The 19,122-nt window shown below is 64.5% G+C and carries 15 protein-coding genes and 1 tRNA gene; 9 read left to right on the plus strand and 7 right to left on the minus strand.

Annotation, left to right across the window (positions count from 1 at the left end):
* Nucleotides 1-93: 93 nt before the first annotated feature.
* Nucleotides 94-720, plus strand: a complete 627-nt coding sequence (locus tag GN330_RS13765) for a TetR/AcrR family transcriptional regulator (RefSeq protein WP_156713265.1) — start codon at nt 94-96, stop codon at nt 718-720.
* A gap of 76 nt (nt 721-796) precedes the next feature.
* Here GN330_RS13765 and yidC read toward each other — a convergent pair whose 3' ends face one another.
* Genes yidC through rpmH form a run of 3 tightly spaced genes read right to left on the minus strand, consistent with a single transcriptional unit; the run spans nt 797 to nt 3,121 of the window.
* Nucleotides 797-2,617, minus strand: coding sequence for a membrane protein insertase YidC (yidC, locus tag GN330_RS13770; RefSeq protein WP_156713266.1), 1,821 nt, complete (start codon nt 2,615-2,617; stop codon nt 797-799).
* Nucleotides 2,601-2,930, minus strand: a complete 330-nt coding sequence (gene rnpA, locus GN330_RS13775; protein ID WP_156713267.1) for a ribonuclease P protein component — start codon at nt 2,928-2,930, stop codon at nt 2,601-2,603. The genes yidC and rnpA overlap by 17 nt, the downstream gene beginning before the upstream one ends.
* A 56-nt stretch (nt 2,931-2,986) precedes the next feature.
* The gene (gene rpmH, locus GN330_RS13780) at nt 2,987-3,121 is read right to left on the minus strand and encodes a 50S ribosomal protein L34 (protein ID WP_106572747.1); all 135 of its coding nucleotides are present in this window, start codon (nt 3,119-3,121) and stop codon (nt 2,987-2,989) included.
* A gap of 336 nt (nt 3,122-3,457) precedes the next feature.
* Between rpmH and GN330_RS13785 the strand changes: the two genes are divergently transcribed.
* The 5 genes from GN330_RS13785 (at nt 3,458) to GN330_RS13805 (ending at nt 8,396) form a co-directional block, all read left to right on the plus strand.
* Complete coding sequence (locus tag GN330_RS13785) at nt 3,458-4,300, plus strand: DUF547 domain-containing protein (RefSeq protein ID WP_197435160.1); 843 nt, start codon at nt 3,458-3,460, stop codon at nt 4,298-4,300.
* Between the two features lie 10 nt (nt 4,301-4,310).
* The gene (locus GN330_RS13790) at nt 4,311-5,057 is read left to right on the plus strand and encodes a TVP38/TMEM64 family protein (RefSeq protein ID WP_156713269.1); all 747 of its coding nucleotides are present in this window, start codon (nt 4,311-4,313) and stop codon (nt 5,055-5,057) included.
* A 62-nt stretch (nt 5,058-5,119) separates the two neighbouring features.
* Nucleotides 5,120-6,550 (plus strand): dihydrolipoyl dehydrogenase family protein, encoded by a 1,431-nt coding sequence (locus tag GN330_RS13795; RefSeq protein WP_156713270.1) that lies wholly within the window; start codon nt 5,120-5,122, stop codon nt 6,548-6,550.
* 31 nt (nt 6,551-6,581) lie between these two features.
* Nucleotides 6,582-8,078: a sensor histidine kinase gene (locus tag GN330_RS13800; protein ID WP_156713271.1), complete on the plus strand. Its 1,497-nt coding sequence runs from the start codon at nt 6,582-6,584 to the stop codon at nt 8,076-8,078.
* Between the two features lie 241 nt (nt 8,079-8,319).
* Nucleotides 8,320-8,396: transfer RNA gene (locus GN330_RS13805), tRNA-Arg, on the plus strand.
* A 145-nt stretch (nt 8,397-8,541) separates the two neighbouring features.
* Here the strand turns inward: GN330_RS13805 and GN330_RS13810 are convergent.
* On the minus strand, nt 8,542-9,867 hold the full coding sequence (locus tag GN330_RS13810; RefSeq protein WP_156713272.1) for a hypothetical protein: 1,326 nt from the start codon (nt 9,865-9,867) through the stop codon (nt 8,542-8,544).
* Between the two features lie 242 nt (nt 9,868-10,109).
* Nucleotides 10,110-14,147 (minus strand): non-ribosomal peptide synthetase, encoded by a 4,038-nt coding sequence (locus GN330_RS13815; RefSeq protein ID WP_197435161.1) that lies wholly within the window; start codon nt 14,145-14,147, stop codon nt 10,110-10,112.
* A 280-nt stretch (nt 14,148-14,427) separates the two neighbouring features.
* Here GN330_RS13815 and GN330_RS13820 point away from each other — a divergent pair, with 280 nt between their 5' ends.
* Together GN330_RS13820 and GN330_RS13825 are read left to right on the plus strand one after the other, a co-directional pair.
* Complete coding sequence (locus tag GN330_RS13820) at nt 14,428-15,918, plus strand: SidA/IucD/PvdA family monooxygenase (RefSeq protein ID WP_210252323.1); 1,491 nt, start codon at nt 14,428-14,430, stop codon at nt 15,916-15,918.
* Between the two features lie 30 nt (nt 15,919-15,948).
* On the plus strand, nt 15,949-16,194 hold the full coding sequence (locus GN330_RS13825) for an acyl carrier protein (RefSeq protein ID WP_197435162.1): 246 nt from the start codon (nt 15,949-15,951) through the stop codon (nt 16,192-16,194).
* A gap of 92 nt (nt 16,195-16,286) precedes the next feature.
* Here the strand turns inward: GN330_RS13825 and GN330_RS13830 are convergent, their stop codons facing one another.
* Entirely contained in the window at nt 16,287-17,126 is an 840-nt protein-coding gene (locus tag GN330_RS13830) for a fumarylacetoacetate hydrolase family protein (RefSeq protein WP_156713276.1), read from the minus strand.
* A gap of 12 nt (nt 17,127-17,138) precedes the next feature.
* Nucleotides 17,139-17,885: an SDR family NAD(P)-dependent oxidoreductase gene (locus tag GN330_RS13835; protein WP_156713277.1), complete on the minus strand. Its 747-nt coding sequence runs from the start codon at nt 17,883-17,885 to the stop codon at nt 17,139-17,141.
* Between the two features lie 237 nt (nt 17,886-18,122).
* On the opposite strand from GN330_RS13835, the gene GN330_RS13840 reads away from it, so the two are divergent.
* Nucleotides 18,123-19,106 (plus strand): aldo/keto reductase, encoded by a 984-nt coding sequence (locus tag GN330_RS13840; RefSeq protein WP_156713755.1) that lies wholly within the window; start codon nt 18,123-18,125, stop codon nt 19,104-19,106.
* The last annotated feature ends 16 nt before the right edge of the window (nt 19,107-19,122 follow it).

The raw sequence follows: 19,122 nt of genomic DNA on the forward strand, positions 1-19,122 counted from the left end.
AAATCCTCATATTATTATTGTCAAGCGACCGGACCGAGTTTTCGTGAAAGGCGTTCGACAGTGATGCGAGACACACAGATGCGGGACACATAGATGACGCACGACGCGCCGGCGCCGCGTAAGACACCGGTCCAGAAACGCAGTCGCGAGCGGTTCGAACGTATGCTCGGCGCGGCGACCGAACTGATCGCCGAAGCCGGCAGCGACGCCTTGAAGATGAGCGACGTGGCCTCCCGCGCCGGCGTGTCGATCGGTTCGCTCTACCAGTTCTTCCCCGACAAAAGCGCCATCCTGGCCACGCTGGTGGAACGCTGCAACGCGCAAAGCCGCCACTGTATCGAACAGGGGCTGGCCGGGATCGGCAAGCCGGCCGAACTCGGACCGGCCTTCGCCGCGCTCTTCGACATCTATTATGCGATGTTCCTGGCCGAGCCGGCGCTGCGCGACATCTGGGCCGGAGCGCAGGCAGACAAGGCGCTGAGCGCGCTGCAGCTGGAGGAAAGCCGGGCGAACGCGGCGACCCTGACCGAGGTGCTGAAACGCCTGTTTCCGCATGCCGATCGGGAGGTCTTAGCGACCCGGGCGCTGCTCGTCATGCATCTCGGCGAGGAGGCGATGCGGCTGGCGGTCTCGGTGCCGCGCGTGCAGGGAGATCGGCTCGTGGAGGCTTACAAGCGCATGGCCGCCCGCGAGTTGCTCGCCGATCCTTCGCCGGATTGATCCGCCGCCAAGCCTTTCTCGGAACGAAAAAAGCCCGCGCGCGGCGGGCTTCCTTGATTGCCGTGCAGTCGGGCGACTATTCCGCCGGCTGTTTCGGCTTTTTCTTGAGCAGCCCCACCAGATTGTCCCACAACTCGATCTTGGCGCCCTGGCGTTTCATGATCACGCCCTGCTGGAGGATCGACAGAAAATTGTTCCAGGCCCAGTAGATGACGAGGCCGGCCGGAAACGTCGCCAGCATGAAGGTGAACACCACCGGCATCCAGTTGAAGATCATCGCCTGGGTCGGGTCGGGGGGCGTCGGGTTCATGCGCATCTGCAGGAACATGGTGATGCCCATGATCAGCGGCCACACGCCGATCATCAGGAAGGCCGGCACGTCGTAGGGCAGAAGACCGAAAAGGTTGAACAGCGAGGTCGGGTCGGGCGCCGCCAGATCCTGGATCCAGCCGAAGAACGGCGCCTGCCGCATTTCAATGGTGACATAGAGCACCTTATAGAGCGCGAAGAAGACCGGGATCTGGATCAGCACAGGCCAGCAGCCGGCCAGCGGATTGATCTTCTCCGTCTTGTAGAGCTCCATCATCGCCTGTTGCTGCTTCATCTTGTCATCCGCGTATTTTTCGCGGATCTCCAGCATTTTCGGCTGGACTTTCTTCATGTTCGCCATCGATTTGTAGGATTTGTTGGCGAGCGGGAAGAAGATCAGTTTGACGACGACGGTCGTGGCCAGGATCGCCAGGCCGAAATTGCCGAGAAGCTTGTAGAGCCAGTCGATCAGGTAGAACATCGGCTTGGTGATGAAGTAGAACCACCCCCAGTCGATCAGCAGATCGAACTGGCGGATCTGCCGGTCTTCCTCATAGGCGTCGACCTTGGACACTTCCTTGGCACCGGCGAAGACCATCGTCTCCACGGTCGCAGAACCGCCGGCGTCGACCACCATCGGATCGGACAGGAAATCGGCCTGATAGCGCGACCGCTTGTCGTCGAGATACACGAAGCGCGGCTGGAAGGGCTGCTTGCCCGACGGCACGATCGCCACCGCCCAGTATTTGTCGGTCATGCCGAGCCAGCCGTCGCTCGACTTCGACGGTACGACCTTGCCGTCCTCCTCGACATCCGAATAGTCGATTTCCTGCAGGCCTTCCTCGCCGGTGACGCCGATCAGGCCCTCGTGCAGCACGTAGATGCCGGTCGTCTGCGGCTTCTCGAAACGGGTCACCCGACCGTAATTGCTGATCGAGACGGCGTTGCCGGACGCGTTTTCGATCGTGTCGGACAGTGTGAACATATAATCCGCATCGACCGCGATGGTGCGCTTGAAGGTCAGGCCCTTCTCGTTGGTGAAGGTGAGCACGACCGGGTCCTGCGGCGTCAGCTTCGAATTGCCGTTGACCGACCAGACCGTATCGTAACTCGGCACCTGGCCCGACGCCTCGCTGCCGACATAGCCGACCTCGACATAATAGGCGTTGGGAACCGCCGACGGGTTGAGAAGCTCGATATTGGGCGAGTCCTTTTCCACCGTCACGCGGTAGTCTTTCAACAAAAGGTCGTCGATGCGCCCGCCCGTCAGGTTGATCGAGCCCGCGAGGCGGGGTGTGTCGATGACCACGCGTCCGCCATCGGCAAGCGCGCTCTCGCGTCCTGCCTGTTCGCTGGCTCCGCCGGGCACATCGGCAGGCGCGGCGCCCGGGATGTCGGGGTTCACCGCCACCGGGGCGTCATTCGCACCGGTGGCTTTTTCGGCGGCATCCGCTTCGGCCTGCTCGGTCTCGATGCGGGCCTGTTCGCGTTGGGTCTCGATCTTCGGGTTGACGTAGAAGACCTGCCACACCGTCAGGATCAGGATCGACAGCGCGATCGTGATGAAGAAATTACGGTTGTTTTCCATCAGGAGCGGTTCCGCGCATTCGTCGGGAGAGTTCGCTTTTCAACTGGTCGAAGGGGATCGCCGCGATTTCGCGGCGCCCGACGATCACATAGTCCTTGCCGCGCGCCATGTCATCCGCTGCGTGGGTTCGCACGGCTTCCTTGAGGCGTCGTCGGATAAGGTTGCGTATAACGGCGTTGCCGGTTTTTTTTGTGACCGTCAGCCCAAGGCGCGGCGCGTCGTCGTCGCCGCGATCGAAAACCTCGAGCAAAAACAGGCGCCCGCGCCGCTTCTCGCCGCGCCGCGCTGCCAGAAAATCGGTGCGTTTGCGCATCCGCTCGGGCAAGCGCCCACTGCGCCGGTCGCCGGTCAATGCCCGGCCGGCCCGGTTCAGGCCGAAAGCCGGCTGCGGCCGCGGTTGCGGCGTGCCGCGATGACGCGACGACCGCCCTTGGTCGCCATGCGGGCGCGGAAACCATGACGGCGTTTGCGCACGAGCTTGGACGGCTGATAGGTACGTTTCATTTATTTAATACCGCGGCGTGCGGCCCTTCTTGAAACTATCTCTTCAAAGCAGGAGCTTTCGGATCTTGACGTGGGCGCACATAAAAGGCGCCGGGCCACGGACCCGAACGTGCGGCGGCTTATAGAAAGCTGACTGCCGGAAGTCAATAAAAAGCAGGCGTGCGGCGCATTGGCGCGGATATCGCCCCCGGGGAAGGCCTCACGAAAGGGTGAGGCCGTTTCGCAGCACGGTCAATAGACGGTGAGATCGCAAGCATACGGGTTGTTCCCGGCCCGCGGCTGGGCCAATTCGAGGCGGTCGAACAGTAAGGACGCCCAATGCGACAGGACTGCACCATGCCTGATGCGGCCAACCTGCGAGGAGCCGCAGGCGCGACCCGGCGGCAACTGCTTGTCGGCGGCAGCGCGTTCGCGCTCCTGACCGTGGCGCGCGCGCCGGCTTTGGCTGCAACGATCGACGCGTTCCAGCCGCAGGGCACGGGCGGGGTCGACCACACCGCCTTTGACCGCCTCTTGCAAACCCATGTCAAACCGGACGGAAACGGTTACAACCGCGTCGACTATCGCGGTTTCGCCGCTTCCGGCCGCGCGGCGTTGAAGTCTTATCTCGACCTCTTGGAACAGGCCCGTCCGTCGACCTTCGCGCGCGCCGAGGCGCATGCCTACTGGATCAATCTCTACAACGCCAAGACCCTCGACGTGGTGCTCGACAACTATCCGGTGCGCTCGATCAAGACGATCAATCTCGGCGGCGGCGGATTGTTCGGCCGCGGCCCCTGGTCGAAGAAACTCATCCGCGTCGAGGGGCGCGACCTGTCGCTCGACGATGTCGAGCACCGCATCGTGCGGCCGATCTTCGCCGATCCGATGAGCCACTACGCTCTCAACTGCGCCTCCTATTCCTGTCCGAACCTGGCCACCCGCGCCTTCACCGGCGTCAATCTGGACCGCCTGATGGCCGGCAACGCGGCCGCCTACGTCAATCACGAGCGCGGCGTCAGCGTCGCCGACCGTGCGATCACCGCCTCCAAGCTCTATTCCTGGTACGCCTCGGATTTCGGGGGCAGGCGACGGCTGAAGAAACATTGGAACCGGTTCGCTACCCCGCCGCTCAAAAGCGCGATCGAGGCAGCGCCCCTGGGTGGATTCGTCTATGACTGGGCACTCAACGATGTCTGAGGAGACGACCATGTCCGGCGACGCCGGCAAGACGCCGACCGGCCCCGCCGGGGCACCGTGGCGCTACGCGCCGATCGCCATCGTCGTCGCCGGCCTGGGTTTCGGCTACGCGATGGGCTGGCACAGGTTCCTGTCGCTCGCCTATCTGTCGGAAAGCCGCGAGGCGCTGGCCGCCTTCGTCGCGGCGCATCATGTCCGCTCGCTCGTGCTGTTTTTCGTCGCCTATACGCTGGCCGTGGCGTTTTCCTTCCCGGCGGCCTCGGTATTGACCATCCTTGCCGGCTTTCTGTTCGGCTGGCTCGCCGGCGCCGCGCTGGTCGTCTTCGCCGCGACGCTCGGCGCGACCCTTCTCTTCCTGGCCGCGCGCACCGCGTTCGGCGATGTGCTGCATCGCAAGCTCGGCGCGCGCGTGGCGCGTCTGGCCGACGGTTTCGAGCGCGACGCGTTCGGCTATCTGCTCGTGCTCAGGCTGGCGCCGATCTTCCCGTTCTGGATCATCAACATCGCGCCGGCATTTTTCGCGGTGAGGCTGCGCACCTATGTCGCTGCGACCTTCATCGGTATCCTGCCCGGCACGATTGCCTATGCCTGGCTCGGCGAGGGGCTCGACAGCGTCCTGGTCGCGGCCGGGCAATCCGGCCGCGACATTTCGCTTCGCGATCTCGTTACTCCCGAAATCACGCTCGCCTTCGTTGCGCTCGCTCTTGTTGCCGCGATCCCCACCATCGTAAAGAAGGTCAGGGACCGGCGCGCCTGAGGCGCGGTGCCGCCGCACCGCCGCGAAAGCCGGCGGGCCCGCGGGCCATACGAAGGGACTTCATGACCGATACGATACTGAAACCGGATATTTGCGTCATCGGCGCCGGCTCGGGCGGCCTGTCGGTCGCCGCGGCGGCGGCGGCGTTTGGCGTATCCGTCGTGCTCGTTGAAAAGGGCAGGATGGGCGGCGATTGCCTCAATTATGGATGCGTTCCCTCCAAGGCGATGATCGCGGCCGGCAAGCGGGCCGCCGCGATGCGCGGCGCCTCGGCCTTCGGCATCGCCGATGTCGAGCCCAAGGTCGATTTCAAGGCGGTGAACCGCCATGTCCAGGACGTGATCGCGGCGATCGCGCCGAACGATTCGGTCGAGCGCTTCACCGCGCTTGGCGTTCATGTCATCCGTGCGCAGGCGCGCTTCACCGGCCCGCGCACAGTCGTTGCCGGCGACACCGAAATCCGCGCCCGCCGCTTCGTCGTCGCCACCGGCTCCTCGCCGATGGTGCCGCCGATTCCCGGGCTCGACGGCGTCGATTTCCTCACCAACGAGACGATTTTCGATCTCACCCGCCGGCCGTCGCGGCTGATCGTGATCGGTGGCGGGCCGATCGGCATCGAACTCGCCCAGGCTCATCGCCGGCTGGGCTCGGAGGTGACGGTGGTCGAGGCGTTGTCCGCGCTCGGCAAGGACGATCCCGAGGCGGCCGCGCCGGTCCTGGAGCGGTTGCGCGGCGAAGGCGTCGTCATCCGCGAAAACACCACCGTCGCGCGGGTCGAGCGCCGCGGCAAGACCGGGGTGCGGGTCTTTGTCGAGACGCAGGACGGCGCCGAGCCCATCGACGGCAGCCATCTGCTGGTCGCCACCGGCCGGGCCGCCAATGTCGACGGGCTCGGCCTCGACGAGGCCGGCATCGCCCACGACAAAAAGGGCGTGAAGGTCGACGCGAAACTGCGCACCACCAACCGGCGCGTCTACGCCATCGGCGACGTCGCAGGCGGGCTGCAATTCACCCATGTTGCCGGCTATCATGCCGGCCTGGTGATCCGCGCGCTGCTGTTTCGCTTGCCGGCGCGCGAGAACCGCGCGATCCTGCCGCGGGTCACCTACACCGATCCCGAACTCGCCCAGGTCGGCATGACCGAGGCCGAGGCTATCAAGAGCGGCGGCAGGATACGCATTCTGCGTTGGCCCTATGCCGAGAACGACCGCGCGCAGGCCGAGCGTCAGACCACTGGCTTCATCAAGCTGATGGCGGACCGGCGCGGCCGGCTGCTCGGCGTGACGATCGTCGGCGCCAATGCCGGCGAGATGATCAATCTGTGGGCCCTGATCCTGTCGAAAAAACTGCGTCTGCGCGATGTTGCCGCCTATGTGCCGCCCTATCCGACGATGAGCGAAATTGGCAAACGCGCCGCGATCACCTATTTTTCGGGTGCGGCCCGCAAGCCGATGGTCAGGCGGCTGATAGCGGTTTTGCGATTGTTCGGCTGATCGGCCGGCCGGCGCGGGCGAGAAAGGCGCGATGACGAGCCACGACAAAGCCCAGCACGGTCATGACACCGGCCCGGACGGTTCCGCCGGTCCGGTCGCCTGGCCCTATCGCCTGTCGACCAAGCTTCTGCTCTTGACCATCGTCTCTGTGCTGATCGCCGAGGTGCTGATCTTCATTCCCTCCGTTGCCAATTTCCGGCTGCGCTGGCTCGAGGAGCGGCTGTCGACGGCTGCCGCCGCCAGCGTGCCGCTGATCGAAAGCGGTGAGATCGAGCTGCCGCCGCAATTGCGCGACGATGTCTTGATGGCGCTCGGCGCCAAGGCGATCGCCGTGCGCGACGAGGGCGTGTCCCGGCTTTTGGTGAGCGCCGACATGCCGCCCGATGTCGACGAGCACGTCACCCCGTCCGAGGTCGGGCCGCTGGCTGCGATCGCCGGCGCGCTCGACACCATGCTGGATGGCGGCGACCGCATGCTGCGCGTCTATGGCCGCGTCGGCGACAGCCCGATGGATTTCGAGCTGATCCTGCCAGACGCCAAGCTGCGCGCGGCGATGTTCGTCTATGCGCGCAACGTCGCGCTGTTGTCGCTGCTGATTTCGCTGATTACTGCCGGATTGGTGTTTTTCGCCATCCACGCACTGATGATCAGGCCGATCCACGGCATGCGCAGGGCGATGTCCGCCTTCGCCGAGGCGCCCGACGATCCCGGCCGCATCATCCGCCCCTCGGGCCGGCGCGACGAGATCGGCATTGCCGAGCGCGAGCTGTCGGTGATGCAGAACCAGCTTCACCACACGCTGGGCGAGCAAAAACACCTCGCTGATCTCGGCCTCGCCGTGTCCAAGATCAATCACGACATGCGCAACATCCTCGCCTCCGCGCAGCTGATCTCGGACCGGCTGCGCGCCGTCAAGGATCCGTCCGTGCAGATGTTCGCGCCCAAGCTGGTGCGCGCCATCGACCGCGCCGTCGGCTACACCGAGCGCGTTCTGGCCTATGGCCGCGCCCACGAGGCGCCGCCGGCGCGCCGCATCCTGCGGCTGCAGACCCTTGTCGCCGAGGTCGAGGGGCTGGTCGGCCTCGATCCGCGCGCCGACATCGAGTTCGTCAACGCGGTCGCGCCCGATTTCGAGGTCGACGCCGATGCCGAGCAGCTGTTCCGCGTCCTCAACAATCTGTGCCGCAACGCCGTCCAGGCGATGGCGGCCGACCGGGAGGGCTCGCTGGTGCGCCGGCTGACCGTGTCGGCCGAGCGCGAGGGCAGCGTCAGCCGCATCTACGTCGAAGACACCGGACCCGGCCTGCCGGCCAAGGCGCGCGACAATCTGTTCGCCGCCTTCCGCGGTGCGGCGCGCTCCGGCGGCACCGGGCTCGGGTTGGCGATCGCCCATGAGCTGGTGCGCGCCCATGGCGGCACGATCGAGCTGGTGGAGAGCATCGGCGGGCGCACCCGCTTCGCGATCACGATTCCCGACCAGCCGGTCCGCCTCGACGAGGCGCGCCAGACCATCCGCCGCCCGGCCTGAGCCGGCACGCCGCGAAACGGTTGCCCACAAACGCGTTCCAGACGCGCGCCTTCGGCACCCGGACGTCTCCGCGCGGGCAACGCGTCCGTGTGAGGGACCGGCATCGCGCGGCCGCCTGCCGAAACGGCAAAGTTTTCGCCCGCGCCCGCTTGCTTTTCGCCCGCGTCTTCATTAGGTAGCGGTCTCGTTTGCGGATGGCAGCAATGCTCGTCTGCGGGCTGCTCTTGTCGCGGCCCCGTGCGCGCCCGTAGCTCAGCTGGATAGAGCACCAGACTACGAATCTGGGGGTCAGAGGTTCGAATCCTTTCGGGCGCGCCATCGCAAATGTTTGATTTTACTAGATTTTTCGCCTTCTCCTCCGCTGAGATATCGGTGCTTTCTTGGACTCTGTAGGCACGGTGTAGGCACGCCCACCCGCTGACTCATCACGTCAAAGTGGTCCATGTTGGAGGGTGGTTATTGATCAGGGCGCGATGGGCGCAAGGATCGGCTCGGGCTTGAACGGCGTCATGATGCCCTTCGAGACGGCATCATTGATGACCTGAGTGAAGGGATCGGGTTGCTCACGCAGCTTCCCGTCGAACACTGCACGGCGCAGACATTCTGCCACCAGCGCGCTCATCTCTCTGACTGGATCTTCCCCATACTCCCGATAGTACTTTGCGTATTTTTTCGAATCGTAGATGTCCGGTGCGCCACCATGGAGGACGGAATTTCTGAGCTTCATCAGCAGACGCACTCGATCCCGATCCAATCGGCCTTCAAAGAGAGTATCTACGCCTCGCACTACAGCGTCGGTCGCTCCGGTCTCCCCGGTGTCGTCGCCGAAAATGGCATCGATGGTGATGCAGTGAATAGCAAAGCGTTCGCTGTCAGCGAAAAACCAAGAGCGATAGAAATACTGAAGCGCCTTAAGCTTCCTCACGTGGGACGCGGACCTCGAAGAGATCGCTTCATCGAGCATGGTCAGCCAGACTGCATCCTCGGCCGTCAGGACGATGTCGCTACTTATCGCAGGCGTGTGTGACGGTCCGTCGCTATACTTCCAGCCCGACCCCAGGGTCGCGGCTCCACCCCAAACCTCTCGGCCCGTGAACTGGTGCCGATATCGATGAATCATCGTTAGGGCCACTGCGCCCAAGATTGAGGACCGATACTTCTTGCCTACATCGAGGGAGGGAGCCTTCACCAGGAGCCAACTCGCTGTCGGTCGGGTGGAGAATGCTCTGTCCCTGAAAGGTGGGAATACCTCGCCTGCAAGATGCGGGACGAACCTTTGCGGCACCATTGGCCGCGAGGTCAGATCTGCTCCGGTACACATCGCGAAATTGTTGCCGTCGAAGGACGTATCCATTCGGACGATTGTCAACGGAAAGAGGCACGTCTCCGGAGCCGGGTTCAGAATGTCACTCTCAGCGAACCGATCCACTAACAGCTGGACTTTCTCAGGAGAGAGCTGTTCCAGCAATGAAGCCCCGGCCACAGGGAAATAGAGGTTGCCGCCCAGGAGGTGATAGTGGTTCCTGAGAAACTGTCGCAGCAGGTCGAAGGACGTAGTCAAAGACAGGTATCGGAGGTGCGCAGGCCCGAGCGTCCGCAGCTTGATCGCTGCGGGGATTAGCTTCTTGCGTCGGAAGAAGACCGTGACCTCCAGACCTCTGGTAAATTGGTTTTGCCGCGGATCGATCAGCGCGAGACTGTCGAGCAGTCCGTCCTCTCCCACCGTGTCGCAGGTAGCATCCAGAAGCGTTCTCACTATCTCGCGGATATCGGCGGACTTCATGGCCATGCCCCGTTTACCCGCAGGAACGAATCCTTCAGCGGGTATGAATGGTCGGCAGCCTGCAAGGATTCGCAGCGCCAAGGCAAGTTGCCTTCACTCTGCGAGGCGTCTGACGATCCGGCTATCTCAGTGCAGGCGGTCGGTCTGGCTGTTTCCGTGGAGTCAAGCGCGTCGGCGCTGCTCCTGCACCTGTTCCCCGTCTGTCCGTCGCCATCCACTGCGTCCACCAACGGATTTCGGCTGTCGTGCTACAGTCGGCCAACAACGCCGGCAGATCGAACTGATGCTGCGCCCATGTTGGGCCGCGCCGCGCTCGCCTCCGTCGCTGCCATGACCCGCGTGATCGTCGAGGCGATGTCCTCGATCAGCGGCGGTTTCATGATGGAATAGTGGTCCGCATCCATCTCGATGATTTCAACGTTCGGCACGGTCGCCCGCCAATCCTCCTGCATGCGTCGCGCATCGGGCCGGTGCGTTGCGGCGAAAAGCAGAAGCCTTCCGCCAAAGGCGCGGGGTGTGTGCTTGTCGAGCGCGGTGAAACCCGCGCTGAAAACGCCATAGACTGCCTTCATCGCGACCTCGTTCGTCGGCATACCGAGCCGTTCCATGCGCTCCATCAGCCATGCGATACGCTCATCCGCGGAGAGTGGGGTCAATTCCTCTTTCGTGCATGTCAAAGGCAGCTTTGCCACGGCAGCCAGATCGTTCACGAACCTCGAGAAGCGTTCGTCCCGGCTTACTTCAGATGCGGTTCGATGTGCCTTGGGTATTGCGCTGTCGATCATGGCCACCAGGCCCGGCGTCTCGTGCTCGCCCTCCAGCCGGCGCGCCATCTCCTGCACGACCAGCCCGCCCAGTGACCATCCAATGAGGTGATAGGGGCCGTTCGGCTGGACGGTGCGGATCTCTTCCAGGTAGCGAACAGCCATATCCTCTATCGAGTCCAAAGGTGCCTGCGTCGCGCAGGTCAGCCCTGGCGCCCGCAATCCATAGACGGCGCGGCCGGGCCGCAGCGCCTGGGCGAGCCCGACATAACACATGACGTTGCCGCCGATCGGGTGGACGCAGAACAGGGCAGGGCCTTCGCGGCCGTGCCGGATCGGTGTCAGGATCGCGTCGGCTTGGTCTTCGCCGTTGCCGCGCAACAGATCGGCGATGCTGGCCACAGTGGGGTGGCTGACGAGCGTGGCGAAGGAAAACCGGCGTTTGAAGCGCTCTTCGAGCTTGGCCATAAGGCGCATGCCGGCGAAGGACGAACCGCCGAGCGCGAAGAAATCGTCTTCCCGTCCGACCTCGTCCGTGCCGAGCGTGTCGCGCCAGAGCGCGGCGATTGCTTCCTCCAGCGCGTCTTTCGGAGGAGCCGGCGAACGCTTCGTGGCCTCGCGGACGCCGAAATCGGGCGCCGGCAGGGCCGAGCGAACGACCTTGCCGTTGTCGCTGAGCGGCAGCCTGTCGAGCGAGACGAAATAGGTGGGCACCATATAGGCCGGCAGGATCGCGCGAAGCCGCTCCCGCAACCCGGCCGGATCGAGAGGCGCGCCCGCCGCTTTCGGGACGACGTAACCGGCGAGGTGGCGCGTCCCGGCGCCGTCGGTGACCGCCACCACCACCGCCGCGGCGACCTCGGGTGCGGCGAGCAGCGCGGCCTCGACCTCGGCGCATTCCACGCGGTAGCCCTGGATCTTGACCTGGAAATCCTTGCGCCCCAGGAATTCGATCTCGCCATCGGCGAGATAGCGCCCCATGTCGCCGGTGCGATAAAGGCGCTCGCCGGTGGTCGGATGGCGAATGAAACTGGCCGCCGTCTTGGCCTGGTCGCCCAGATATCCCAGCGCGACCCCGATCCCGCCAATATACAGATCGCCGGGCACCCATGGCGGGCACACGGCGAGATCGGCGTCCAGAACCTGGATCGACTGATGGTCCATCGCGTGGCCGTAGGGAATGGAACGCCATTCCGGATCGATGCGTCCGATCGGGTAGAGAACCGACCAGATCGACGCCTCGGTGGCTCCGCCCAGGCTCCAGATTTCCGCTGCCGGCGCCGCCGGACGGATCTGCTCGGGCAGGGTCAACGGGATCCAGTCCCCGCTCAACATGACCAGACGCAAGGACGGCATCACGGCGCCGTCGGCGCCTTCGACCGCCAGTTGCATCAGCGCCGGAACCGAGTTCCAGACCGTGACGTCGTGGCGCTGCACGAGGTCGCGCCAGTGCGAAGCCTCCTTGGCTCGCTCCGCGTCCGGAACGACGATCGTCGCACCGGCGGCGAGCGTTCCGAAAATGTCGTAGACGGAAAGGTCGAAGCTGAGCGACGAAAGGGCGAGTATCCTGTCGGCGGGCTTCAGCGAAAAGCGGCTGTTGAGATCGACGATCGTGTTCCATGCGCCGCGGTGATCGATCATGACGCCTTTGGGAACACCGGTGGAGCCGGAGGTGAAGATCACGTAGGCAAGGTCGGTCGCCATTGCCTCGGCGGGCGGGGGCACATCCTGGCCGTCGTCGCGCACCAGATCGACGCAGATGCGCTGCAGGCCGGCCGGCCAGGCCAGCGCTTCCTCGAGAGGCGTCCGTGTCAGGACGAACCTTGCCTTGCTTTGCGAAAACAGCACGTTGCGGCGTTCGGCCGGCAGGTCCGGATCGACGGGAACATAGGCGGCGCCCGCATAGAGAATTCCGAGAACGGCGACGATCTGTTCCCAGCCCTTGGGCAGCGAGACGGCGACCAAGTCGCCGCGCGCAACGCCGCGCCGACGCAGCTCGCCGGCCGTCGCGACGGCCAGGCGCCGCAATTGCGCATAGGTGAGGCGCCGATCGCCGGCGATCACCGCGACGTTTTCGGGACGGTCGGCCGCCTGACGCTCGAATGCCGCTTCCAGCCGCTCCGGCGCGGCGGAAGGGGCGGTGGCAGGCGTCGGCGGCGCCGGCTTGTATGGTTTGGGATCCCGTTCGTTCCAGAGCGCCTCGTCCCGAGCCAAACTCAAGAACAAGTCGCGATGGGCCCGGCACAGTTCCTCCACGAAACCGGCGGGGAAAATCTGTTCGACATAATCCCAGTTGAAGATCACGGACCCGTCATCGCCGAAATGCATCTGGTGGTCGAGATAGACCTGCGGAACCTGGAGGCGCGCGGTGTCGTGATCGATCCGCACCCTTGGATTTCCGGTGGCCTCGGGGCCGGAGGGGCCCGTGACCGCGGTGAAGGTGACCGGCACGCTCATGCCCGGGCCGGTTCCCGCGCGCTGTTGCATCGCGCGGGAGATGTCGATGCCGCTGACCTCGATCCGCTCGGCATCCCGCCAGAACTGGCGCTGCAGGCCACGGACGCGCTCGACGAACGAGCGGTCCCGGGAAGCGTCGACCTCGAGCAGGATGGTGGTTCCGAAATTGCCGAATGTTTGGGTGGCGCGCGGCAGATGCTGGAAACGGCCGGAGTAGAGAACCGTGATCGCGAAATGACCGCTGCCGGCGTAACGGGAGAGCACTTCCGTGTAGACGGCGCATGCCAGCAGGCTTGGAGGGATGCGCAACCGTGCGCAGATGTCGACGATTTTCGCCCAGTGCTGCGCCGACATCGTCCGGCTGAGATGTCGGAACCGCGGGCGCCGGTCGAGGGATAGCCTGCTGGTCAAGGGCAGGGACGGCGGGCCGGGGAAGTCGCCCAGGCGCGGCTGCCAGTAATCCCAGGCGGCCCGCCATCTCGGTCCCTGCCGGACCAGGCCTTGCGCCTCAACATAGTCTGCGAACGACATTTCGATCGGTGGCAGGGCGCTGGCCGGGTCGGCGCACAGGGCGAGCCATTCCCGCAGAAGAAGGTGGAAGCTCCAGCCGTCCATCATCCACAGCGCGAACCGCATATGCAGGCGCAATCCGGCCTCGTCCTGCGTCGCACGGATGTCGAATTGAGGCCAAAGGTCCGTGGGCAGCGCCCCGGCGTTGATTTCGGTCCGAAGCGTCTCGAGCCGTTCCCGCCGCCGCGTTGCTGGAAGGTCTCTCAGGTCGAGTATTTCGATCTCGTACGGTCCGACATCGTCGAGAACCTGCTGCTCGCCCGACGGCAAAATCACCGCCCGCAGCATATCGTGGCGTCGGAGGAGCTGCTGAAGAGCGGGCGTCAGTTCGGTCTTGAGCTCGCCCGGAACGTCCACTTCGACATAGTAGGTGGCGGGGGTGCTAAGGTCGAGCTCGGCACCCTGTCCGACCCAGTACGCCTGTTGAATACCTTCCAGGAGATACGACGCTTTTTCACTCTTCGCGCGCTCCGCCGGCGCCGATGGCTCAACCATTCCATGCTCCTCCTGGTTCCGCATCGCTGACGCCGCGAGGGGAGCGTCAGACCTTGAAGGTTCTATTATATTAGTGTAACGCTGTCGAGAGAGGAAGGGTGGTTGGCTCGCCGGAAGCCCGCGGCAACTCACCCTTGGAAAGATCGATCGGTGCCGCGTTGCAAAGGTTGCAAAGCCTGGCTGGCGCGCGCCGGACCATGGATCGCCAAGGCAGAGAGGGTGCTCGATGCGGAAGGGCCTGGACGTCCGCGAGCTTCGGACCGATCCGTGCGCGGACGGCATGCATTCGTTCGCCGAAGCGCTCGACAGAACCGCCCAGCGCGCGATCGAGCGTCACGGTGGATATCCCGACAACTGGATCCCCGAGCGGGCAAGTACCGACCACGATGTCGTCGTCGTCGGTGGCGGCCAGTCCGGTGTGGCGATCGCGTTTGCGTTGCGCCGCGCCGGGATAACGCGAACCGCCGTCATCGACACGGCCGACGAGGGCGGGGAGGGCATCTGGCTGGCCACGGCCCGCATGAACGCGCTGCGGTCGCCCAAGCATCTCCCCGGGCCGGAATTGGGCCTGCCGGAACTGGGTTTTCAGGCCTGGTACGAAGCGCGTCACGGCGAGGCGGCCTATGCCGAAATGCGGTCCATCTCACGACTCGACTGGGCCGACTACCTGGTCTGGTACCGGAAGATGGTCGGGGTATCGGTGCGGTTCGGGACACGGCTGGAAACTATCGAGCCGGCGCAACAGGGACTGAGGCTTCGACTGTCGGTTGACGGTCGCCCGAAGCAGGAGGTCTGCCGCAAGCTCGTTCTGGCGACCGGCTTCGCCGGAAGCGGAGGCGTCAATATGCCTGCCTTCATCGCGCGGTCCCTGCCCGCCGAACTTTATGCGCACGCGGAGGAACCGATCGATTTCGCCGCGCTGCGGGGGCGGCGCATCGCCATATTCGGCGCGGCCTCCTCGGCGTTCGACGCCGCAGCGGTCGCGCTCGAGCATGGCGCGGCTTCGGTGCATCTGTTCTGCCGCCATGACGACCTCGAACGCCTGTCGGTCATGCGGATGCTTTATTACCCGGGATCGGTAGAGCATTTCCGGCTTCTGCCCGATGCCGAGCGCTGGACAATCATGAGCGCGCTGTGCCGGCGCGCCCAGGGCCCGGTGCCCGATACGGTACGTCGCGCAACGCGCTTCGACACGTTTCACCTTCATCTCGGCGCGCGCGACCCGCTTCTCGAAACGGATGAGGTCACGATTTCCCTTCGACTTGGCGGGCACGACACGGGTTTCGAATTCGACTTCGTCATCGCCGGAACCGGCTACAAGGTCGATCTCCGCGCGCGTCCCGAACTCAGAAGCATCGTCGACCAGATCGCGCTGTGGCGGGATCGCTACCGGCCGCCGGCTGGAGAAGAGCATGAAGATCTCGCGCGCCATCCCTATCTGTCGCCGGGCTTCGCCTTCACCGAGAAGGAGCCCGGGACCGCACCTTGTCTCAAGGACATCCACTTCTTCGGCGCCGGCGCCCTTCTCAGCAATGGCCGCAATCCCGCCGAAGTCAGCGGATTTCGCCACGGCATACCACAACTGGTTTCGGCGATAGGCGGGGATCTTTTCACCGCCGATGCCGCGCAGCATGTCGCGCGGGCTCTCGGCCCGTGCCAGCCGATACTCACCGGACAGGAATACCGCGACAGCGTCTGGACCGGGCAAGATTCGCAGGCCTCGAAACCGGCAAAGAACGCTGTCAAAGATCGCCTGCCGGCAGGCGGATGAGCTTCGGCAGGACGCAATGGAGCGATGACGATGAACCAGACTATGCGCGTCGATCAGGTGGTTCTGCAGGAGCGCATCCTGGAGCAGGCCCGCACGATCCTCAAGTGCGAGGATATCGGGCCGCAGACCTATTTTCTGGAGGTGGGCGGGGATTCGCTGGTTGCGCCGGTCCTTGCCAACAGGATCGAGGCGGAGTTCGGCGTGCGGCCTCAGCTCGAGGACATCTTCACCAGATCGTTCGGCGAGTTGGCCGAACTCCTTTCCGCATCCAGTTAAAGAGGAACCGCTCTAGAGCCGGGCAATCGCATGCGACCGCCGCCGACCCGCCAGAACTATTTGGCTCCCGGGCCGGGCGGCGGTCTGGCGCGTCAGGCGTGTGCGCGCACGCTCTGCCGCTGCGAGCCCAGGCCTTCGATGCCGAGCTCCACCACGTCGCCGGGCTTGAGATAGCGCGGTGGCTTCAAGCCCTGGCCGACGCCGGGAGGCGTACCGGTTGAGACGATGTCTCCCGGGTGCAGGGTCATGAACTGCGACAGATAGCTCACCAGATGGGCCACGCCGTAGACCATGGTCGCCGACGAGCCGTTCTGCATGGTCTCTCCATTGACCGACAGCCACATGGCGAGTTGCTGCGGATCGGCAATCTCGTCGCGCGTGACCAGCCAGGGGCCGGTCGGACCGAAGCTGTCGCACGACTTGCCCTTGGTCCACTGACCGGACCGCTTGTTCTGGAAATCGCGTTCCGAAACGTCATTGACGACGCAATAGCCGGCGACATGGTCCAGCGCCTCGTCCTGCGACACGTGTTTCGCGTGCTTGCCGATGACGACGCCGAGTTCGACCTCCCAATCGGTCGCGCTGGATCCTTTCGGAATAACGATATCGTCGTTCGGTCCAGACATCGCCGACGTGGCTTTCATGAAGATCACCGGTTCGGGAGGAACCTCCAGACCCGCTTCCGCCGCATGGTCGGCGAAGTTGAGCCCGATGCAGATGAACTTGCCGGTGCCGGCCACGCATGGGCCGAGCCTCTGCGGTTCCTCGATCACCGGCAGGCCGGCAATGTCCACGTCCCGCATCCAGGCGAGATCGGCGAGCCACCGGCCGCCAATGTCGTCGACGACGCCGCCGAGGTCGCGGATATGCCCGTTATCGTCCAGCAGGCCGGGTTTTTCGGACCCGGCGGCTCCGTAGCGAAGTAACTTCATATTTTTGGCCTTTCAGTACGTCGTTCGGCCGCCGGACAGGTCGAATGTCGCGGCGGTGGTGAAGCTGTTCTCCTTGGAGACGAGCCAGGCGACCATCGCGGCGGCTTCGTCCACTTCGAGAAGGCGGCCCCGCGGGATGCGCGAGCGCATATACTCGATATGTTCGGGGGTGAGCTGCTCGAGGATGCGCGTCTGCGCCGTTGCCGGCGAGATGCAGTTGACCGCGATGTCGTACCCGGCGAGTTCCTTGCCGAGCGACTTCGTCATGCCGATCACGGCCGCTTTCGAGGCCGAATAGGCGGCGGCGTTGGGGTTGCCTTCCTTGCCGGCGACCGACGCGATGTTGACGATGCGCCCGTAATTGCGCTCCTTCATGCCTGGAACCACGGCGCGGTTGACGTGGAAGGTGCCGTTGACATTGATGTCGATGACCGTCTTCCACATCGCGATCTCGTAACTGTCGAGCGGCGCTGCCGCGCCCGCGATGCCGGCCGAATTGACCAGGATGGAGATCTCGCCCCCGGTCTCTTCCGTCCTGTCGCGCGCCGTCTTGACCGAGTCCCAGTCGGCCACGTCCACAATCTGTGTCGACGTTGCATTGCCGAGCTCGTCGCGGGCTGCGTGAAGCTGCGCCTCGTCGATGTCCCACAAGCTGACCGTGGCGCCGGATGCGACGAAGCGCTTGGCCATCGCGAAGCCAAGCCCTTGAGCTCCGCCGGTGACGACGGCATGCTGTCCGTTGAGATCGATCCTGTTCATGTCGATGGTCCACTCCGCTCGGTTCTGCCTGAAGATTGTTCGAGGCGCGTATGAGGCTTTGGGGTCGGTCGCGCCCCGCGCGCAGCCTGCAATGGCTTGATTTGATCTATTATATTAGTGTAACAGGACCGACAAGTGCCGCAGTGACAAAATGGCGCCATTCGCAGGAGAGGCAGAGTGAAAGCGACCGAGACACGCAGCGTCGGACGGACGGGTTTGGATGTAACCGCGCTCGGCATGGGGTGCGCTTCGCTCGGCGGTCTCTACGCGCCGGTCGACGACCGGACCTGCCTGGCTACGCTGCAGGCGGCCTGGGATTGCGGACTCCGTTATTTCGACGCCGCTCCCATGTATGGGTTGGGCCGTGCCGAGCACATGCTGGGCCACTTCTTGCGGGAGCGCGTTTCGGTCTCGCAGCCGGTGGTCAGCACCAAGGTCGGCCGTCTCATGGCGCGCGAACGCCCGGGCCGGAACCTGCCGCAAGCCGCCGAGAAGAATCCGCTCGATGCGGGATGGCGAAACGGGCTGCCTTTCCACGAGGTGTTCGACTACTCCTACGACGCGATCATGCGCAGCTTCGACGACAGCCAGCAGCGCATGGGACGGGAGCGGATCGACATCCTGTTCGTGCACGACATCGGCAGGCTAACCCACGCGGAACGCGCCGATACCCACTGGACGGCGCTGACCAGGGGCGGCGGCTTTCGCGCGCTGACCGATCTGCGCGACGCCGGCATCATCAAGGGTTTCGGCCTCGGCGTGAACGAGGCGGATGTGGTGCTTGATGCCATGAACGAAGCCCGGCTCGATTGCACGCTGCTTGCCGGGCGTCATACGCTTCTGGAACAGAACGCCAACTCGCTGCTGGACAAGGCTCTCGCCGACGGCATGTCGATCGTGGTCGGCGGCGTGTTCAACTCCGGCATCCTGGCCGCCGGACGATCGGGCAACCGCAAGTTCAACTATCAGGACGCTCCCGAGGAGATCGCCAGGAAGGCGGACAGGCTGGCGGCGGCGTGCGAGGCGTTCGGCGTGCCGCTTGCCGCGGCTGCGATACAGTTCCCGTTCAGGCACAAGGCGGTGACCTCCGTCCTGATCGGCGCAAAGCACCCCGATCATGTATTGCAGAATGTCGAATGGTTCGAAATGTCGCTGCCGGACGCGCTTTGGGACGCGCTGCGGAGCGACGGGCTGATCGACGAGGGTGCGGCGCGGGCGTGAATACGGATGAAACGGA

The sequence above is a fragment of the Nitratireductor arenosus genome (assembly GCF_009742725.1).
Classification (GTDB): domain Bacteria; phylum Pseudomonadota; class Alphaproteobacteria; order Rhizobiales; family Rhizobiaceae; genus Mangrovimarina; species Mangrovimarina arenosa.